This is a genomic window from Halobacillus sp. ABD4_316, from assembly GCF_056161385.1.
This window is the reverse complement of the sequence record NZ_JBSWZA010000003.1, coordinates 383,756-401,403: the sequence shown is the minus strand read 5'-3', so window position 1 is coordinate 401,403 and position 17,648 is coordinate 383,756. Positions and strand designations below refer to the sequence as shown.

Sequence of the window (17,648 nt, the reverse complement as noted above, 5' to 3'; positions counted from 1 at the left end):
CTCTCATTGGATTGAGGTACAGCATATGGTATTCGTGGACAATAGAAGCGTGTGACTAACTTTTACTACGATGGTTTTTACAAGTTGGAGGGAGCCCTTTGTTTATAAAAAAGAATGCAGAGCTGAGCCGGGCGTCCGTTGCTTTCCATCCTTCTATGAAAGAAGTGCTGGGCCGGGAGGGGGGGACTTCTTTGGATGTTCACCTTGGTCTTTGGAAGCGGAGCACCTCTGTCTTTTACCACAACCATGTGAACGAAGATGTGGTGGAGTTTTCCCATGACCTGCTTCATGGTCTGACCATTCCTGAGGATATTGACTTTGAATGGATGTCTGAAAAAGATGGCTTTCATCTTGGTCCGGTCCTTGGGATTTTAAGAGGGGCTTCTCTGGAAAACATCCGTCCGAGTGTCTTAAGGATTATGCGCCGCTGGGTGGTGGATTACAAAAACTTAAAAGGCCTTGTCATTGTTTTTCCGAGGAATGGAGTTCGATCGAAGGGGGAGTCGGTGACCGGATATGGCTTTGCCGGTGTGGAAAACGGCTTCTGTATGGGGACTTTTCCTTTTCCAAGTGCTGTGTTCAGCCGTCCGAGTGCCGGTGGAGAGCGGACCTATCGACTGTTGGATGACTTGACCTCCGGACGTTTTTTTAATCGAAGAGGTGCCGGAAAGTGGGGGTTTTACTGTGCGCTCAGACAGGACCCGGCGACAGAAAAGCTTGTACCCCATACAGAAAAATATTCCACAGACGAACGGCTGATGATGTTGATGGATCAATATTCCATCGTTTATTGGAAACGGAAGTTCGGTGCCAAAGGGTATGGCATAATTCAAATGAAAAAGAAAGACAACCGCTATATCGTCACAAGGGTTCTGAAAGGAGAGCAGAAGCAGGAGGTATTTTCCAGCGGAGATCAGTTGAAAGCGTATCTCTCGGATATTCCTGACAGGAAAAGAGGACTGATTCAACAAGGAGTTCCTTATGCAATGGATGGAAAACAAGTGGACTTCAGAGCCTATGTTCAAAAAGATCCTGATTCTTCGTGGAAGATGCGCGGCTTTGTGGGACGAATCGCCCGGACGGGAAGTGTCATCACCAATTTGAGGTATACCGAAAAAGTGATGAAAGGGCCGGACGCTCTCCAACAGTTTTACGGAATTGGAAAAAAAGAACGCGCACGACTGGAGAAAAAAGTGGAAGCCGCCTGTCTGCTGGCTGCCGCCCGTCTGGATGAGTCCGTCGGTCACTTTGGGGATATCGCCCTCGATTTCATCATTAGTGACAAGGGAGATCTTTATTTTCTCGAAGTGAATGCCAACTATGGCCACGCCAGCCTTGTGAGGATCGGGGATGAATCTTTGAAGCACAGCATCTACCGTTCCCCGCTCGCCTACGCCAAATCGTTGACCGGATTTTCGGGTAAAGCTTAACCCTTTTTGTAGGAACGGATCGTCTTATAGGCAGTAAGGTCCGGTAAATTTCTGAACATCCCAATATCCGGTTTCGTATTGGCTTCAATGATCCATAAATGACCGTCCTTATCTATGGCTATATCGAGACCGAAAAGCCGGTGCTCCACATAATAAGGAGCGATGTGGTGGGCAGCATGTAAACCGAGCTGATCCATCCGCTTCATAAGGTCCACGGCCGCTGCTTTTCCAATGACCGCAGATGCGGCTTGTTCCGCAGGCAGCATTTGTTTTGTATAGTTGGTGGCGATAAAAGGGGCGGCTGCGACCCTGGCGAGCTTTCCTGTTACATGCCAGTCGGTCTGCGCTGATTTCCTCTGGACCATAACCCGGAAATCGAACGGACATCCGTCGATTTCAGCGAGGGAGATTTTCTGCTGGATCAAGTAACGTCCGGTGCTGTACGTGTTGGTAAAATGCTCATAAAGTCCGGATAAACGGGAGGACCGGATTTTTTTATGCTTCACGTGCCATTCAAAGGAATCGTTCCCTAAATCGGACAGCTGGATGACCCCCCGGCCTTTATATCCGCGCGCAGGCTTTAAAATGACCTGTTTATGTCTCTTCACCATATCCACCATTGTATCGGGGGTGAGTCGTTTCGTTTCCGGCAGAAAAGGGCGGAGGTCATCGGACTGCTTCATCCATTGATATTTTCTCCACTTGCTCGTCTTCATGTGATACGTTCCTTTCCCGGACCCGCATGATAAAAAAACCCCTGAAACTCAGGGGATGGGTCCAAACTGTTGGTTTATGACAGTGGACAGTAGAGGTTGTTGTAGGCAGCGAACAGGCTGATGGCTTCTTCATAGCTTTCTGTTTCAACAGCTTCCTGGAAAATCGCAATGACTTCATCTTCGGTAAGTGGATAGTTCACGAGTGGATGTGCGGCATTGAGAAGAGCGGCTGTTCCTTCCAGAGCCAGTTCCTGTGTCGGGGTGGAAGGGATGGGAAGATTGAGAGCGAATAAAAGGTTGAGGTTATCTTTGTAAATGCAGACATCGAAAACGGTATTCACACGGTCGCATATGGAATAGGCTTCCGGCCATTGAGGGATATTTTGAAGTGCCCCCCAGAATTCTGCGCTGCATCCTGTATTGACCCCCATGATCAACACCTCCTTATTTTTCTACTATATGTGAAGGAAAGGGAAGTGTCTGTGTGGGGGGAGAATTCATGAAGAAAGCCTGAAGGGGATACCTTCAGGCTTTCTTTGTTTTAAAATCGCTGATAGCTTTTTTCCTGATCGTTGTATTCAGGTAAAGGCTCACGGAATGCGGCGGCATCCTCAGGGCGTGCGAATTCTGAAGGGGCTTTAGGAGCGGATGATTTATACCGGATATGAAACTCCTCTTCATACTCTGCAGCGGATATTCCTGCTTTCGGCTGCCTCATTCCGATGATCCACGTTTCGAAATTGTACATGCCGCGGTCGATGATGACACCGAGATCTTCCAGAGACTGGGTCAATTCATTCAGACAGTCCAGACCATTTCTTAAGATAATCCCGCGTTCCTTAGCTTTGTCCACCGAATGTTCCAGTCTGTACACTTCTCCTTGGTAGGAAAACTCAATAAAACAGCTGTTCCGATCCCAGTTGAAATGAAAATCTTCAATTTTCAAGCGCTTGATCGCCTTGACGAGTTTACGCTCGCAAACACTCTGTTCCTTATGCGGCATCCATTGGAATAGAATATTCTTGAATATACGATTCTTGAACAAACCATCCACCATCCTTTTTATAAGCCTAATCAATGAGAGCAGTGACAGTCAAAGTATTATAGTTTACTATTTCTCCAAAAAAAGTAAAAATCCTCTAAAAAGATGAGAAAAATAGGAAAAGAACTTTATTCCGACACGATGATTTTATTATAATCCTTAAAAACGGCTGAAAGAATAGTTCCAATGGACGGATTCAATCAAAGTCCCCGGAGGAGCTGTTCGTTCTGCCGGCGGAGCTGATCGTACGCCTCCTTCAATGACTCAGGCACGAGCGTCCGTCCGTAATCCCAGGCGTTCGTTTCAATCGTTTCTTTCAATGCGGCAATTTCTTCGTCTTCCCCGTACATGAGTGTGCGGAGGTCGTGCTTATGCTTTTTGAACGTAAGGTAATACCCCAGTTCATGACAAACCATCAGCTGCACATAAGATTCCTTTGCGATGCCCAGATGGGCTTTGCTCATGAAGCCGTTCACCTCAAGGTAATTAAAGGTCAGTGTATTGTTGGAGACGTTAAAGCTCATCGGAGCCTTCAATTGATTGTCAGCGGCCCAGTTGATATCGAGCTGATGGTCGCTGATCGTCTGCTGGATGATTTCTTCGATTTTCCATATGTATAACATCAATAGCTTCCTATCCTTTCTTTCTGTACTTCCTCTAAGTATAAAAGAAAAGATCAGGAGGTTTGAAGCTAAAACTACATTCTTCTCCTTAAAAAGAGGCAAAGTCCGCCGGAAGACGGACTTTTTGACTAAAGTGGCCGGTCGTCAAATTCATAATGGACCGGTCCGGGAGGAAACCCCCGTTTCTTTTTTAAAAGCTTTGTTATTGCTTGGTGTTGTTATTTAACATGTGAGCTCCTATCACCCCTTTCTCTCATGGGGTTTGTATGAGGCGGCCTTGGGAATGACTCCCTTTCCGTGGGGTACCGTGAGCCTCCTCAGGCTGCGCCTTCCGGGGTCTCACGATGTACCTTCATTCCACAGGAGTCTCGCCATTCCCAAGGCCGCCTCTTCAAAGAAGGGTAGTTAGAAAGGATATAACCGAAGTCCGTTACACCACTACGAAAGGGATGGCAGGGAAAACAGGTAGACTCCTGCGGGAAAAAGGAACAAGGTGAGACCCCGGAGAACGAAGTTCGAGGAGGCTCATCGTTCCCCGCGGAAAGCGGACGGTTTTCCCTGCCATCCCATTCTCTGAGTAAACAACGGACCGGACCCTAATTCCAGACGGAGACGATTTAGTAATCATTTAAATTAACAACAACAGACTTTAACAGAGCTTTTTTAAAAGGAAATGTTCATGATAACCAGCTTAAAGTGGTGGATGCGGTTAAGCGGTGAATGTAAAACCTGTCCCCGGGTCAAATGTTCAACACCGGACAGGTTTTACATGATGATATGGAACACTTGTTTAGATCCATGGATGAGTTATTTGTTTCTGCTGTCGATTTCCGGGAGGATGGTTTTCGCTACTTTTTCATCTAAGGCTTCGTAGTCATAATAATCAATGGTTTCATAGAGTTCCTGTCTCGTCTGCATATCCTGAAGCTTCTCCTCCTGCGTACCTTTTTCCATAATTTCAGAGAAGACCCGTTCATAGGCTTTCGCTGCCGCGCGCAGGGAAGTAACTGGATAAATGACCATGTCCGCACCGAAGGAGGCAAACTGCTCATCTGTGTAGTAGGGGGTCCGTCCGAACTCCGTCATATTGGCGAGAATCGGAGCATTCAGATTAGAAGAGGCCCGTTTGAAATCCTCTTCGCTTATGAAAGCTTCCGGGAAGATGGCGTCGGCTCCGGCTTCTATATAAGACTGGGCCCGGTTGATTGCTTGATCGATTCCTTCGACCGCTTTGGCATCCGTCCTGGCCACAACAATTAAATCGGGAGCGGCTTCTTTGATGGCCTGGATTTTCTGCATCATTTCTTCCTGGGGAATCAATTGCTTTCCGTTTAGGTGGCCGCACTTTTTAGGCATGAGCTGATCTTCAATCTGGACAGCGGCGGCTCCAGATTCCACCATCTCCTTCGCTGCTCTTGCCGCGTTCAGCACGCCTCCATACCCCGTATCGATATCAACAAGAAGTGGAAGGTCGGAAGCCCGGACGATTTCCCGGGCTTTCTCAGCCATTTCATTGGAATAAATAAGACCGAGATCCGGAAGCGCCTGACTGGCTGTATAAGCGGCTCCGGATAAGTAGAGGGCCTGGAAACCAAGGTCCTTCGCGATTTTGGCACTCATTCCATCATGGGCGCCGGGGATTTTCAACAGGTTCCCGCTTTTCATTAAATGTTTAAATACTTGAGCACGTTCTTTCTGTGTTGAGGCGGTCTGTACGAGCCATGTCATCGGTCATTCCTCCTTCATCACAATTGGAATTCGTCCATAAACTGCGGGACCGTCGTCCTGGTCAGAGCTTCATAATCTTCGCACAGGTTCAATATTTTATTCGTCTGTTTGAATGAAAAACGGGTTTTTACATTGTTTTGAAACTTGTTCAATAATAATGGAAGGCCTTCGTCCCGGCGTCTGCGGTGACCTATCGGGTATTCCACAGCAACCGGGTCTGTGGAAGTCCCATCTGAGAAAAATACTTGGACGGCATTGGCGATGGAACGTTTGTCAGGATCAAGGTAGTCCCGGGTATAGGCCTCCTCCTCGATGGTTTCCATCAAATCTCTCAGTTTATCGATCGCCGGGTTCCGGGCGGTCTCATCTTCGTAATGATCGGCGTTCAATTCGCCGTACAGGAGGCCGATGGCGGTAATGTACTGGAGGCAGTGATCCCGGTCCGCCGGATTGTGGAGCGGCCCCTTTTTATCAATGATCCGGATGGCTGACTCATGGGTAGTAATTGTAATTTTTTCTATTTCGTCCAGTTTATCCTTTACCTGACTGTGCAGATGGATCGCGGCTTCCGCTGCCGTCTGAGCGTGAAATTCAGCAGGGAAGGAGATTTTAAATAGGATATTCTCCATAACGTAAGAACCGAAGGAACGTGAAAGAGTCAATTCTTTTCCGCTGAACAGAACGTCTTGAAATCCCCATCCGTCAGCAGAAAGGGCGGTAGGATAACCCATTTCACCTTTCATCGTCATCAATGCCAGGCGCACACCGCGGCTTGTGGCGTCTCCGGCGGCCCATGATTTTCTTGACCCGGTGTTCGGGGCATGCCGGTAAGTACGTAAACTGGAGTTATCAATCCACGCCTGGGATACAGCGTTTGTAACGTCTTCCTTTTTTCCGCCGAGCATAGCGGTCACGACAGCTGTTGTCGCTACTTTTACGAAGAGCACATGGTCAAGCCCCTCCCGGTTCAGGCTGTTATCGAGGGCAAGAATTCCCTGAATTTCATGCGCCTTCACGATGTATTCGAGGACTTCATGCATCGTCATCGGTTCCTGTCCCGAACGGAGGCGTGTCCGGCTGATATAATCGGCCGCAGCAAGGATGCCTCCGATGTTATCGGAAGGGTGTCCCCATTCTGCTGCAAGCCATGTGTCGTTGTAGTCGAGCCACCGGATCATGCAGCCGATGTTAAACGCGGCATGGACAGGGTCAAGGACATAGGATGTCCCCGGAACCCGTGCCCCGTCAGGCACAATCGTTTCAGGAACGATCGGTCCCAGATGTTTCGTGCATTCCGGATAACGGAGCGCTAAAAATCCGCACCCGAGCGTATCCATTAAAACGTATTGAGCCGTTTCCATCGCCTCTTCATTTGTAATTTCCCCGTGCACCGCATAGGAAGCAATTTCTCTTAGCACTGGATCGGCCCCAGTCTGCTGCACTTGCGTTTCATTCATCTTCCATCTCCACCTTTGCTTGAAATATTTGATGAGGGAGGGGGCTGCTCTTTAAGGGTGCAGTCCCCGTGGTCCTGTGTAATGAACCCGTGGGCGGAACAATTTGTTATCCGTATATTGTTCGGCCACGTGAGCACAGATGCCGAGCGTGCGTGCGGAAAAGAAAATCGGTGTATACAAATCAATCGGGATGCCGAGCAGATAATAGACAGGAGCGGCATAATAATCCAGATTCGGATACAATCCTTTTTCTTCCTTCATTAACTCTTCTCCTGCTTCACAGCACTCAAGCAGGTCTTCTCTGTTTTTTACAGCTGCCAGCTTCCGCAGAGCTTCTTTCATCAAGGAGGCGCGGGGATCCATTTTCTTCATATACACCCGGTGGCCGAAGCCCATCACTTTCTCCTTGCGGGCGAGCTTTTCCAACAGCAGCCGCCGAAAACCTTCGACAGATCCACCTTCAAGCAGCATGTGCATGACGGCTTCATTGGCTCCGCCGTGAAGGTTCCCCTTAAGAGAAGCGACAGCTCCTGTGAGGGCTCCATATACATCCGAATTGGTGGAAGCAATGACACGGGCAGTGAACGTGGAATTCGGCATTTCATGTTCGCTGTACACCATTAAGGATTGGTCGAAAATCGACGCTTCCTGCTCATCCGGAACCCGGCCAGTCAGCATATACAAAAAGTTCGCACTGTAGGAAAGGTCCGGGTCAGGTTCCAGGATGCTTTTCTCCTGTAGGAGGCGGTAGCTGCCGGCTGTCATCACTGGAATTTTCGCCAGCAGACGCAGGATCGTCTGTTCCAGGTTTTTTCGCTCACCAAGGTTTTTATCGTACCCGGCCAGAGCTGAGATTCCCGTCCGTAAGGCGTCCATAGGATGAGTGTCTTTAGGGAGCTTAGCTAATAGTTGAACCAAACTGCCGGAAAGAGGGGCTTCTAATTTTAAGGTTTTCTCAAGTTCCTGCTGTTCCGGTCGGGCAGGGAGACGGCCTTTCAGAAGAAGTTGAATCAAGTCGATGTACTGCTGTTTTTCAGCCAGCTCAATCAGATCATAGCCGCGGATGACGATTTCCTCCGCTTCTACATCCAGGTAGGAAAGTTTCGTTTCCGCAGCAATCACCCCGTTCAATCCGGGGTGAAACGTCGTCGTTTTATCCATGTAGTTCCTCCTTTAATTGAGTAAACGCTTACAAAAAACGTGAGATCAGCCGGTCATTTCCTGAAGTACCTGTTGGTAAGCTTCCTCCAAATGCACAAGATCGTTGTCCTTATCCGTCAGGCCATCCTGAAGAGCTTCATACATATCCTCCAGTGTGTGTGGCGTGCCACTACAAACATAAAGCATGATACCGGATCTCAAGTGGTTCAAAAAATCTTCTTTTAGCGACGCCAACAGGCATGCACCTCATCCCTTACAAAATATTGACCATAAAAAAACAACTTCCTTTTAGAAGTTGTTAAGTATACGTATTGAAAAGTAAACAAACAGGCAGAAAACTGCCCATATGGAAACCATCTGACCGCACTTAACACCTCCTATCCTCGTAGGTTTTGATGTCTGCTGATACAGGCAGGTCTCCTGGCTCATGGTCATCGCAGTCCGAAACCTTCCCATCTTCGTTTGTGAAGACAGTGGTATGTACGGAACACTCCCACTTACAGTTGCGGGACAGCACCGGATTTTCACCGGTTTCCCTATTAATCCTCTTCTGTGAAAGAAAAGGAACCTGTATCTACAACGCTATTCAATTTTCTCTTTCAATATAGCAAACATTTGGAAAATAAACAATTTTATTTAAAATTCCGGAGGAAGTTATTCAAGACAGTATGGGCGCACATATCAAACAGAATGGGATGTGTGGCGTATACTATCAGGACTGAATGAATAAGGAGTGAAAACGATGAGTTATGATTATGAAAGCTCAAGTTACAGTTATGACCATAAACATAAAGACCCCTGTGGAAAATCCAAAAAAATAAAGCATTACAAAAGCTGTGTGGAAGATGTACTGGAGGCGATTGTTTATGCTCAGGACAGAGTGGAAGAAGACAGCTGCCACACGTCATGCCAGCAGTCCATTGATTCTCTGCTCGGGGATCATAAAGTAAAGAAAAAGAATACCGTGCCGGTCATTCTTTACTGCGGCTGTGATCCCTTCAAGGGAACAGGCGTGGCAACGTATTCGTGTCATGCAAAAAAAGAAACCTTCAAGTGTATCCATACGTACCTCTTCAAAGTGAAAGATGTCCATGATGGGTGTGCGGTTTTGGAACTGCTTGTATTTAAGTCGGATTGGAAGAATGATTCAAAACAGAAACACTCGGCATGCAGCCAGATTGATGGAAAAGAAGTTCGTGATCTGGCAGGTACGGGCATCTGCATCACTGTGGATTTATCCTGCTTTTGTGCGGTGACCTGTCTCCCGGCTGTCCGCCTTCATTAAGCTGAAAAAAGATTCCTACAGAGTGTCGCTTTGAATCGACTCCATCAAAAAAGCCGGCCGCAGCCGGCTTTTCTGATTCAGCCTCCGAAAGCTTCCAACATGTCTTCGATTTCTTTTTGATCGATGAAAGCAGAACCAGCAAGGGGCGGGACGCTTGTTATGCTTGATGCGCCGGATGGGAAGGCGCCTTTGGTGAGCATTTCTTTGATGGTGCGGAGCTCTTCGAGTACAGGGTCTCCTCCAGAGGTGCGTCCTGCTGCCGGTGCGGATAAGTACTGGTGCAGGGCAGAAAGAAGGAAGTGCTGGAGCGTATTGTTTTCCGCGTGGTAGGCCAGTTCTTTCATCACATCCGCGTCGACAGCCTGCGCGTGTCCGGTCCTGACGTCTATATATTTCTCAGGTATGGTGACAACGGTTTCGTTGAAGTAATCACGGTAGGTGTGTGGCATCGTTTCACCTTCTCGCCCTTATGACCTGTCAGCGGTCTGTTTTTTACTGAAGAGCTGCATTTTAGCAAGAATCATCAGCCCCCGTACGTTCAATTTGGCCATTTCCTCCGGGAATGTCAATTCGATCGGACGTCCTTTTTCACTCCAGGACACAGCAGCTTCACGAATCTGACGCTCGGCAATCTGCGCTGCGCCTCCGACGGCGATGTAGCGGGCCGCTCCCTTGATTTCGTGTGAACTTGAACGGACGCGGTCGAAATGCTCCAAGTATTTTCCAGCCATCAATCGCAGCTGCGGGAGAATGTAGCGGCTGATATCCTTTTTCACGCCTGCAAAAGGTTCTACATACCATTCCGACTGGCCGCGTGCCAGTTTTTCTTCCAGTTCTGATCTGGAGTTGAAGCTGTACAGCTCATTCTGGCTTACTTTTTGTATGATGGTATCGAGAAAAGGGTTGATGCCGAACGGCTCCCCCTCCACAGAAGCTACCGGTTTATTATGTTTGATACCGACAAAGTCGACGGAATCTCCTCCGAGGTCTCCAATGATGACGCCCCGCTCCGATTCTTTCACGAGTGATTCATCGGAGACGGCGAGCGTTTCGGGATCACGGGTAAGAGCCAGATAGGCGAGGGCGCCTTCCGCGCCGACGATGACATCCTCAATATGAAGGGTTACCACGGCTTCTTTCGGTTCGCGGATCCCGGGCACTTTATGGAAAATGATTGTATGCGTACCGGTGAGGCGGTTTTTCAACGTATCTTTCCGCCGCTTGTACTGGGTGGTCGGCAGGGAAACCGCCAGTTGATCGATCGTGTACTCGACATCCTTTTCTGAACCACTGCCGAGCAGGGCGTGGTAAGCAGCAGCAGCAAAAAGAAGAATGTACGTCCGTTCTTCATCAACCTTTTGATTGTTAAAAGAAGTCAGGCTGACATTTCTCTGTTTCACCGCTGACTTGCCGATGTAGTAAATGTTCCGTCGGTCCTGGATAGCCGGGCTCTTGATTTCCACAATCATGTTTTCTTCATAATCCACATCTTCCTCGTCATACGGCATTTCATAAAACTCTTCATCAAACAAAGCGACGGCGTTCGGGATTTGATAATCCATGAAACCACCGTCATCTGATGCGAGAATCTTATACCAGCTGTTCCCGATATCTACAGAGAAAATATGCTCGTTTTTCATTTTCTACCTCCTGACGTTAAAGCATATGCGCAGCTTTCCAGGCTGTGCCAGTACTCCCCCAGGTGCCTCTGGTAGATTTGGGCGGACCGTTTCTATAAATCTTTTACAGGAACTTGTCTTAAAAGTTCCACGTTTATACTAATGCAAGTGACCATGCCTTCGAAATCATAGAGCATAGACTACAGTGAGGTTACTATAAAGGAGGAAAACATCATGAGAAAAAATGACCGTCACTGTGTCAACCTGAATGAATCAGCTTCTATTGAACAGTGTACAAATTCAAGTGCGGATACTGCGATCACTCCAAGCGGAGAGCGTATCGTCCGAATTCCGGTTGAACTGGGAGCCTACAATGTTACGACTAACCTCGTCGCTAACATTTCCTTCCCACACCCGGTACTTGAAATCAAAGATATTAAAAAGCGTGTCATCATTACCCAGTGCCGTCTGCTTACGCGTACGTCCGCAGGAGATGATGATCAGTTTTCAGCAGGTCCGTTCCCATTGTTCCTGAAAGGGTATGTCCGTAAAAACATTCAATACGCGACACCTTGTCATGATACAGAGGGTGAATGTGTATCATCTGAAATCAAGTCCCTTACTGTGAAAGTGCCGTTTGAGTGCATGACTACCATCGAATTGGATTCACCAGCTCAACTGCCTGTTCGCAACCGTAGAGACGAATATGACTTCTTCAGAGCGCAGGACCTTGGTAAGGGATATCCGGAAAAAGACCAGTATCTGTCCAGTGACCTTTCCCAGTTCCATCAGGAAAGTTTCCAAGGTTACAACCAGCTGCCATTCTGTGAGCTTGTTTCCAGTCAGATTCTTGAGTGGGACGAAGCAACAGATCGTGGATCGTTTGGCGACAGCCCGGTTGATGAAGCGTACTTCCGCCATATTGTAGAAAAAATGCAGGTGCGATTCACCATTAAAGTGCTTCAAAACCAACAGGTGCGCGTAGACGCTCTATAATTGAAAAAGATGACAGTCCATCAGGGCTGTCATCTTTTTTTGCTGTGCCGCCAATGTCTTGAAACCATGATAAGAGCCCAGACACAGGAAGGGCAGCTACATACGATGTGGGTATATTTTGATTAGGGGGCAGACAAATGACAGGTGTGTTTAACGAAGAGGACGGATTGGAGCTTCACTGTGAAAGGAAACCGCATGTAAGTATCGGCAAGATTGTGACGAAGGTTCCTGTCGTACTCGCAGAACTGAAGCTTCAGATTCATGTCAGTGAAACCATCACTTTTCCAGAGCCGGTGCTTGAGATCAAAGATATTAAGAAGCGCGTGCACTTAACCCAATGCCGCCTGCTGCTTCCATCTAAAAAACTGTTTATTAAAGGATTCGTACGAAAAAATATCCAATATGCCAGCCCGTGCAGTGAAATTGAAATGCCGACGGATAAGAGTGTTGCTTCCGACCTTCATTCTTTTACAGTGGATGTTCCGTTCGAACAGGTGACGGAAATTCACGAATTTCTTTCCATGCCGGTGATGCCGAAGAACAATACACGGGAGGAATTTGATTTTGTCCGCTCAAAGTCTTTACCGGAGGGATTTCCGGAAAAAGACCAGCATATCAGCAGTGATATCTCCCAGTATCATCAGGAAAGCAGTCAATTTTATAATGAACTGCCTTACTGTGAACTGTTGTCGAGCCGGATTGTGGAGTGGGATGAAGCAGTGGACCGCATGCCTCTTCCAGGGAAAGCCCCTTTTCATGAAGGATATTTCACAAAGATAGAGGAGAAGATGGTGCTGGATATCTGCGTGAACGTCCTGCAGAAACAGCAGATTCGTGTCGCATCGACAAGCAACGATGATTGATTCATAGGAACAGAGGGAGGAAGGGAGGCGTCCATTCATATCTATGAAACGTGATGTCATTACTTTTCAACAGACACACTGGGTCAATCCTAAGGATCGTGGAAGTTTCCTGGGCGGTCATCTGTCGGAGTGGGAAGAGGAAACGAGGGACGGCGGCCCGTTGTTTATGCCTTCCTCTGCCATTGAAGAGGAGGAAATGGCCTTGTTTAAACCGGAGGAAGAGGAGAAGGCTGTGGAAAACAATACCCGCACACCGATGAATGAAGGTGAAATAAGAAAACGAAAGTCGTCCCTTGCCGCTGAAATTTCTTCGATGCTTGATGAATCCAGCGGAGGGTTCTTTGATGATAGGCCAGAGCCGGTAGAGGAGGAAGGTGTGCTTTCTGAAATAGCTGCGCTTCTGGAAGAGTCGGAGGATTCTGCAGAAGCGTCCTTCGTTTCTAAAGCTGAAGATGACTACCTCATTCTCGGAGATATTGCCTCTGCCATGGCTGAATCCTCCAATGAGTTCAAGAGTCATTACTTTTCTCAAAAAGCCATGTCGCAGCTCACAGAATCTTCTGATGCCGATGAAAGGGAGAAGGCTGTAGAACGGCGTTCTGCGGAAGACCACCGTTCTGGTTCCTCTGTTATAGAGGACGAAAGCTGCGAAGATCCCTTTTCAGGGAGTGGGATCGATGATTTATTTTCCTGTGAATCCTCTTCCAGTTCTTCTTCATCCTCTTCTTCAAGCTGTCCAGTCTGTCATGATGGTTCGTCGGATTCATGGAAAGACCAGAGCATAGAAAAAACGGTGAAAATGCCTGTTCTTCTGGCTCATGTCCCATTGGAATGGGAAATCCGGGAAAGTGTTCCTGTTCCTTGCCATCCCGGGGACATTATAAAGACGGAATGGTCCGTCCATGATATGCGCATCTCAGTTCCTATGTACCCGTTTCTCTTTTTGCGCGGGTGTTTTACTGTATCCGTGGATTATCAGGAACAGGGGGATTTGAAGCGGATCTGTAAGCGGATTCCCTTTGAGGAAACGGTGGAAGTGGGGGGGATGATCACTCCTGAACTCCCTTCCCATTCGGAAAAGGAATACACAGCGAAAAGCGCGGAAATGCATAAGGAAATCTATCAAACGTATCCATCTCCGGTGGAAAAGGAGCTGGAGAACGTATCCTTCCTGGTTCACCAGGAAGATTTAGGAAAAGGTGACCTTCACGTGCAAGGGGTTTTTCATGGGGGGCTGTTTCTTTACCAGCAGCAGTTCAAACGTCTGGATGTCTGGGAATATTGACTGGATAAACAAAAAGAAAGAGGGTTCCGCAGGAAGGAACCCTCTTTTCAATGGTCACGTTCAAGGTGCTCTCTACAATGATGGAAGGTGGAGGAATGACGCCTGTTCGTATCGAACGGTGGTGGGGAAATGTCCGGGATTCAGGCCGCCGCCCTGGAGGAAATTTCTCTCTGATACCAAGGCATATGTCATCTTTGAGAGTCCGAGTCAAAAAGGGTGTCTATGAGACAGGTTCTTCTGACTCCCTACTACTATATGTCCTCCAGGGATGGTTCGCATGGACAGATGCCGGCAGACTAAAAAAATAGGTTAGCAGCGGTCAGGGAAAAGTAGATTGCTATACTGATATAGAACGTTCTTTTCCAACGGCCTGTACATATACTAGAGAACAATGGATGGAAGGAGGCGGAGCTGTTGGAGGGGACGCTGATGATTATGATCCTGTCAGCTATGGCTACGGGAGCGGGAGCCCTCCCGGTCCTGCTGATCCGCCGGGTATCCCATCGGAAAATGGACAGCATTCTCGCCTATACCGCTGGTGTGATGATGGCAGCATCCACCTATGGCCTTATTCCGGCCTCTTTGAAGCTGACCAATGTAACGGTGCTTTGTATTGGTGTACTCGGAGGCGCGCTCATTTTGAACCTGCTTGAGTATCTACTTCCACATGTAGATATGGATCATACGAGAAAATCTCCCGGGCTGCCGCACCAGTCACTGATGCTTGTCGCGGCGATGACTCTCCATAACATTCCGGAAGGCTTGTCGGTCGGTGCCAGCCTGGCCAGTCAAGTCGAGCATCTCGGAATGGTCGTCGCTTTTTCCATGGGCATGCAGAACGCACCGGAGGGTTTCCTTGTGGCTTTGTTTCTGCTTCATCAACACGTTCCCAAAAGAACAGCCATCTTCATGGCGCTCCTTACTGGTGGGATCGAATGCGTCTCCAGTTTTATCGGGTTTTACGTGGTTCATATCTCTTTGTTCCTCGTTCCTTACGGGCTCGCCTTTGCTGCTGGTGCGATGTTGTTCATCGTTTATAAGGAGTTGATTCCGGAAACCCACGGTCATGGTTATGAGCGTCTGGCTACATTCTCATTTCTCCTTGGACTGCTCAGCATGATCGGAATTGTGGAATGGTTCCGCTGAAGCCTGCCGGATGATCCGGCGGGTCTTTTTTTTCTTCCATACCTATCCTGTAAACGGAACAGCGAAGAAAGAAAAGGGGAATGATTCGTTGGAAATATTTTATTAGAAAAATATCGTTATAATTCGTTTTTCAGCGGGTATGCAGAAATTGGGAGGAGATAGCATGAATAAAAACATGATTGATTACAAAATATTCATTCCATCACTTTTGCTGATGGCCGCCATCAGTATCCCTTTCGCTCTGTATGAATCACAGTCGTTGGAACTTATGAATACGGTCTTTGATTCGATTGTGGCATCATTCAGCTGGGGATACTTATGGTATGGCATTTTACTGGTCGCCGCAGGTCTTTACCTGGCATTTTCCAAATACGGAAAAGTGGTTCTTGGGAATCCGGAGGAGAAGCCGAGGTTCACCCTTTTTGAGTACGCGTCCATTCTGGTCGCGATGGGTGTCGGATCGACGATCATGCGGACGGGGATGCTCCAGTGGACGTCTGTCGCCAACGACCCGCCGGCCGGAGTAGAGGCTGGTTCTGCGGAAGCCCTGCTGTGGGGGAACGCCTACAGTATGTTTTTATGGGGGTTTCAAGTGTTCGCTATTTTTGTCATGATAGCACCAGCCATGGGATACATACTGCACGTAAAAAAACGTCCGCTGATGAGAATTTCAGAGGCCTGCCGGATTTTGTTCGGAGATAAGTTCACAGACGGCATCGGAGGCCGGCTGCTGGATGTGTTGTTTTTAATCAGTATTCTTTCCGGAGCAGCTGTCACGCTTGGACTGGGGGCGCCGATCATTACGCAGAACCTTTCTCATCTGCTCGGCATCCAGGTGAATTTCACGCTGACGATCATCGTTACCATCGTCTGGGTCTTTTTATTTTCCCTCAGTGCGTATCTCGGCATCGAAAAAGGGATCAAACGGTTAAGTACATGGAACATGTATATTGCCGGGTTCTTAGCGCTGTTTATTCTCGTCGGGGGCCCCGGTGTTTTCATCCTGAACTACTTCACAGATAGTGTATCGATGCTCTTGAGCAACTACCTGGACTTTTCCTTGAACACGGAATCGGTCTATCAGGGGGAAACCTCGCATATTCAAAGCAACACGATTTTCTGGTTCGCCTACAGTGCGACCTGGGCCATGCTGCACAGTGTGTTTGCAGCAAAAATTTCACAGGGTCGGACGATCAAGGAGATGATTCTCACGTACCTGCTCGCTCCAACGCTGCTTTCCTGGCTGGCGACAGGGGTGCTTGGCGGTCTTGGTGTCCACCGCTACCTGACTGGAAATCTTGATATTTTGAACTTCGTGGAAGAAGAAGCACGTATGGCAGCGATACCGGAGATTTTAAATACGCTTCCTTTCGGGGAAATCGCCATTGTCATCTTTATGATTGTCGCCCTGATTTTCTTGACGACGACCCTCGATTCCACGACTTATACAATTGCCGCCTATACAAGTACGCGGGATATGAGCCGTTTTGAGCCGCCGAAGATGCTTCGTATTATCATTGCGGCTGTGATTACTGCTTTTGCCCTGATTCTAATGAGGATCGGCGGTCTGGCCCCATTGAATGTCGTATCAGGCCTTATGGGTCTGCCGATTATCGTCATCCAGTTCATTCTGATTTACGCAGCGAAGAAAATGATCGACGCCGATCAAGCCTGGCTGACCAACGTCCGTCAGAAAGATAAGCCTATAAAAGCTTATGAAGCGAAGCGTAAAGTGGAATAGTCTGGTCGATTGGATTACACTGATATCAGAGTAACTTTTGAAAGGGGACCTGTACATGTATGAATCACTGCACCACGTATCTGTCATTGTGTCGGATATAGAACAAGCCAAACAATTTTATGGCGGAGTGCTCGGATTTGAAGAAAGCCCCGACCGTCCCGATTTCGATTTTCCAGGCGCGTGGTATCAGGTAGGAGCGACACAGATTCACTTGATTGCTTATGAAGAAGGGAAAACGCTCCGTGGTACAACAGAGATTGATTCCAGAGACGGACATTTTGCGGTCAGAGTCCGTGATGTTGAGGCGTTTATCGAAAGAATGGAAAAGCACGGAGTGGAGATGCTGAACAAGCCGGTCAATAAAACGGAATGGCATCAAGTGTACATCACGGATCCCGATGGAAACATCATTGAATTTAATAGGTGAAGCTGGAGACGATCGATTCAATCGGTCGTCTTTTTTTGTTTTTTAATGGTGGAGCTGCTTTGTCGTTCTGGTAATCACGTTCCGCTTGTCGGTGGGTGCTGTTCCCACAGCCCTCACCACCGAACGCTC

18 protein-coding genes and 1 riboswitch are annotated in these 17,648 nt (G+C 48.0%); of the genes, 8 read left to right on the top strand and 10 right to left on the bottom strand.

Annotated features, from left to right (window positions below):
* Positions 1 to 98: 98 nt before the first annotated feature.
* Positions 99 to 1,430 (top strand): YheC/YheD family endospore coat-associated protein, encoded by a 1,332-nt coding sequence (locus ACXAJH_RS14460; protein WP_474994352.1) that lies wholly within the window; start codon positions 99 to 101, stop codon positions 1,428 to 1,430.
* On the opposite strand, the gene ACXAJH_RS14455 is transcribed toward ACXAJH_RS14460, so the two are convergent.
* From ACXAJH_RS14455 to ACXAJH_RS14420, 8 genes are all read right to left on the bottom strand, one after another.
* A complete protein-coding gene (locus ACXAJH_RS14455; protein WP_474994350.1) occupies positions 1,427 to 2,146 on the bottom strand; it encodes a YheC/YheD family protein in 720 nt (239 codons plus the stop codon). The genes ACXAJH_RS14460 and ACXAJH_RS14455 overlap by 4 nt on opposite strands.
* 74 nt (positions 2,147 to 2,220) lie before the next feature.
* Positions 2,221 to 2,577 (bottom strand): hypothetical protein, encoded by a 357-nt coding sequence (locus tag ACXAJH_RS14450; protein ID WP_474967350.1) that lies wholly within the window; start codon positions 2,575 to 2,577, stop codon positions 2,221 to 2,223.
* 110 nt (positions 2,578 to 2,687) lie between these two features.
* Positions 2,688 to 3,191 (bottom strand): hypothetical protein, encoded by a 504-nt coding sequence (locus ACXAJH_RS14445; RefSeq protein WP_027955665.1) that lies wholly within the window; start codon positions 3,189 to 3,191, stop codon positions 2,688 to 2,690.
* Positions 3,192 to 3,388: 197 nt separating this feature from the next.
* Positions 3,389 to 3,811 carry a hypothetical protein gene (locus tag ACXAJH_RS14440; RefSeq protein WP_474994349.1) on the bottom strand — a complete coding sequence of 141 codons (423 nt, stop codon included), beginning with the start codon at positions 3,809 to 3,811 and terminating at the stop codon, positions 3,389 to 3,391.
* Between the two features lie 807 nt (positions 3,812 to 4,618).
* A complete protein-coding gene (gene prpB, locus ACXAJH_RS14435; RefSeq protein WP_474994348.1) occupies positions 4,619 to 5,539 on the bottom strand; it encodes a methylisocitrate lyase in 921 nt (306 codons plus the stop codon).
* A gap of 17 nt (positions 5,540 to 5,556) precedes the next feature.
* Positions 5,557 to 6,996, bottom strand: coding sequence for a bifunctional 2-methylcitrate dehydratase/aconitate hydratase (locus ACXAJH_RS14430; RefSeq protein ID WP_474994346.1), 1,440 nt, complete (start codon positions 6,994 to 6,996; stop codon positions 5,557 to 5,559).
* Positions 6,997 to 7,047: 51 nt separating this feature from the next.
* The gene (gene mmgD / locus ACXAJH_RS14425; RefSeq protein ID WP_474994344.1) at positions 7,048 to 8,157 is read right to left on the bottom strand and encodes a citrate synthase; all 1,110 of its coding nucleotides are present in this window, start codon (positions 8,155 to 8,157) and stop codon (positions 7,048 to 7,050) included.
* Between the two features lie 45 nt (positions 8,158 to 8,202).
* Positions 8,203 to 8,391 (bottom strand): hypothetical protein, encoded by a 189-nt coding sequence (locus ACXAJH_RS14420; RefSeq protein ID WP_474967355.1) that lies wholly within the window; start codon positions 8,389 to 8,391, stop codon positions 8,203 to 8,205.
* A 159-nt stretch (positions 8,392 to 8,550) separates the two neighbouring features.
* Positions 8,551 to 8,744, bottom strand: a riboswitch (cobalamin riboswitch).
* Positions 8,745 to 8,899: 155 nt separating this feature from the next.
* Between ACXAJH_RS14420 and ACXAJH_RS14415 the strand changes: the two genes are divergently transcribed.
* On the top strand, positions 8,900 to 9,442 hold the full coding sequence (locus ACXAJH_RS14415; RefSeq protein ID WP_474994342.1) for a CotY/CotZ family spore coat protein: 543 nt from the start codon (positions 8,900 to 8,902) through the stop codon (positions 9,440 to 9,442).
* Between the two features lie 77 nt (positions 9,443 to 9,519).
* Here the strand turns inward: ACXAJH_RS14415 and ACXAJH_RS14410 are convergent, their stop codons facing one another.
* Together ACXAJH_RS14410 and ACXAJH_RS14405 are read right to left on the bottom strand one after the other, a co-directional pair.
* Entirely contained in the window at positions 9,520 to 9,891 is a 372-nt protein-coding gene (locus tag ACXAJH_RS14410; protein ID WP_474967357.1) for a hypothetical protein, read from the bottom strand.
* A gap of 18 nt (positions 9,892 to 9,909) precedes the next feature.
* Positions 9,910 to 11,082 carry a ParM/StbA family protein gene (locus tag ACXAJH_RS14405; RefSeq protein ID WP_027955674.1) on the bottom strand — a complete coding sequence of 391 codons (1,173 nt, stop codon included), beginning with the start codon at positions 11,080 to 11,082 and terminating at the stop codon, positions 9,910 to 9,912.
* Between the two features lie 213 nt (positions 11,083 to 11,295).
* Here ACXAJH_RS14405 and ACXAJH_RS14400 point away from each other — a divergent pair, with 213 nt between their 5' ends.
* The 6 genes from ACXAJH_RS14400 (at position 11,296) to ACXAJH_RS14375 (ending at position 17,519) form a co-directional block, all read left to right on the top strand.
* Positions 11,296 to 12,057 (top strand): CsxC family protein, encoded by a 762-nt coding sequence (locus ACXAJH_RS14400; RefSeq protein WP_474967358.1) that lies wholly within the window; start codon positions 11,296 to 11,298, stop codon positions 12,055 to 12,057.
* A 137-nt stretch (positions 12,058 to 12,194) separates the two neighbouring features.
* Complete coding sequence (locus tag ACXAJH_RS14395; RefSeq protein ID WP_474967359.1) at positions 12,195 to 12,920, top strand: CsxC family protein; 726 nt, start codon at positions 12,195 to 12,197, stop codon at positions 12,918 to 12,920.
* A 43-nt stretch (positions 12,921 to 12,963) separates the two neighbouring features.
* Positions 12,964 to 14,205, top strand: a complete 1,242-nt coding sequence (locus tag ACXAJH_RS14390; RefSeq protein WP_474994341.1) for a hypothetical protein — start codon at positions 12,964 to 12,966, stop codon at positions 14,203 to 14,205.
* A 414-nt stretch (positions 14,206 to 14,619) separates the two neighbouring features.
* Positions 14,620 to 15,351: a ZIP family metal transporter gene (locus ACXAJH_RS14385; RefSeq protein WP_474967361.1), complete on the top strand. Its 732-nt coding sequence runs from the start codon at positions 14,620 to 14,622 to the stop codon at positions 15,349 to 15,351.
* Between the two features lie 163 nt (positions 15,352 to 15,514).
* A complete protein-coding gene (locus ACXAJH_RS14380; RefSeq protein WP_474994339.1) occupies positions 15,515 to 17,092 on the top strand; it encodes a BCCT family transporter in 1,578 nt (525 codons plus the stop codon).
* 55 nt (positions 17,093 to 17,147) lie between these two features.
* Positions 17,148 to 17,519 carry a VOC family protein gene (locus ACXAJH_RS14375; protein WP_474991058.1) on the top strand — a complete coding sequence of 124 codons (372 nt, stop codon included), beginning with the start codon at positions 17,148 to 17,150 and terminating at the stop codon, positions 17,517 to 17,519.
* The last annotated feature ends 129 nt before the right edge of the window (positions 17,520 to 17,648 follow it).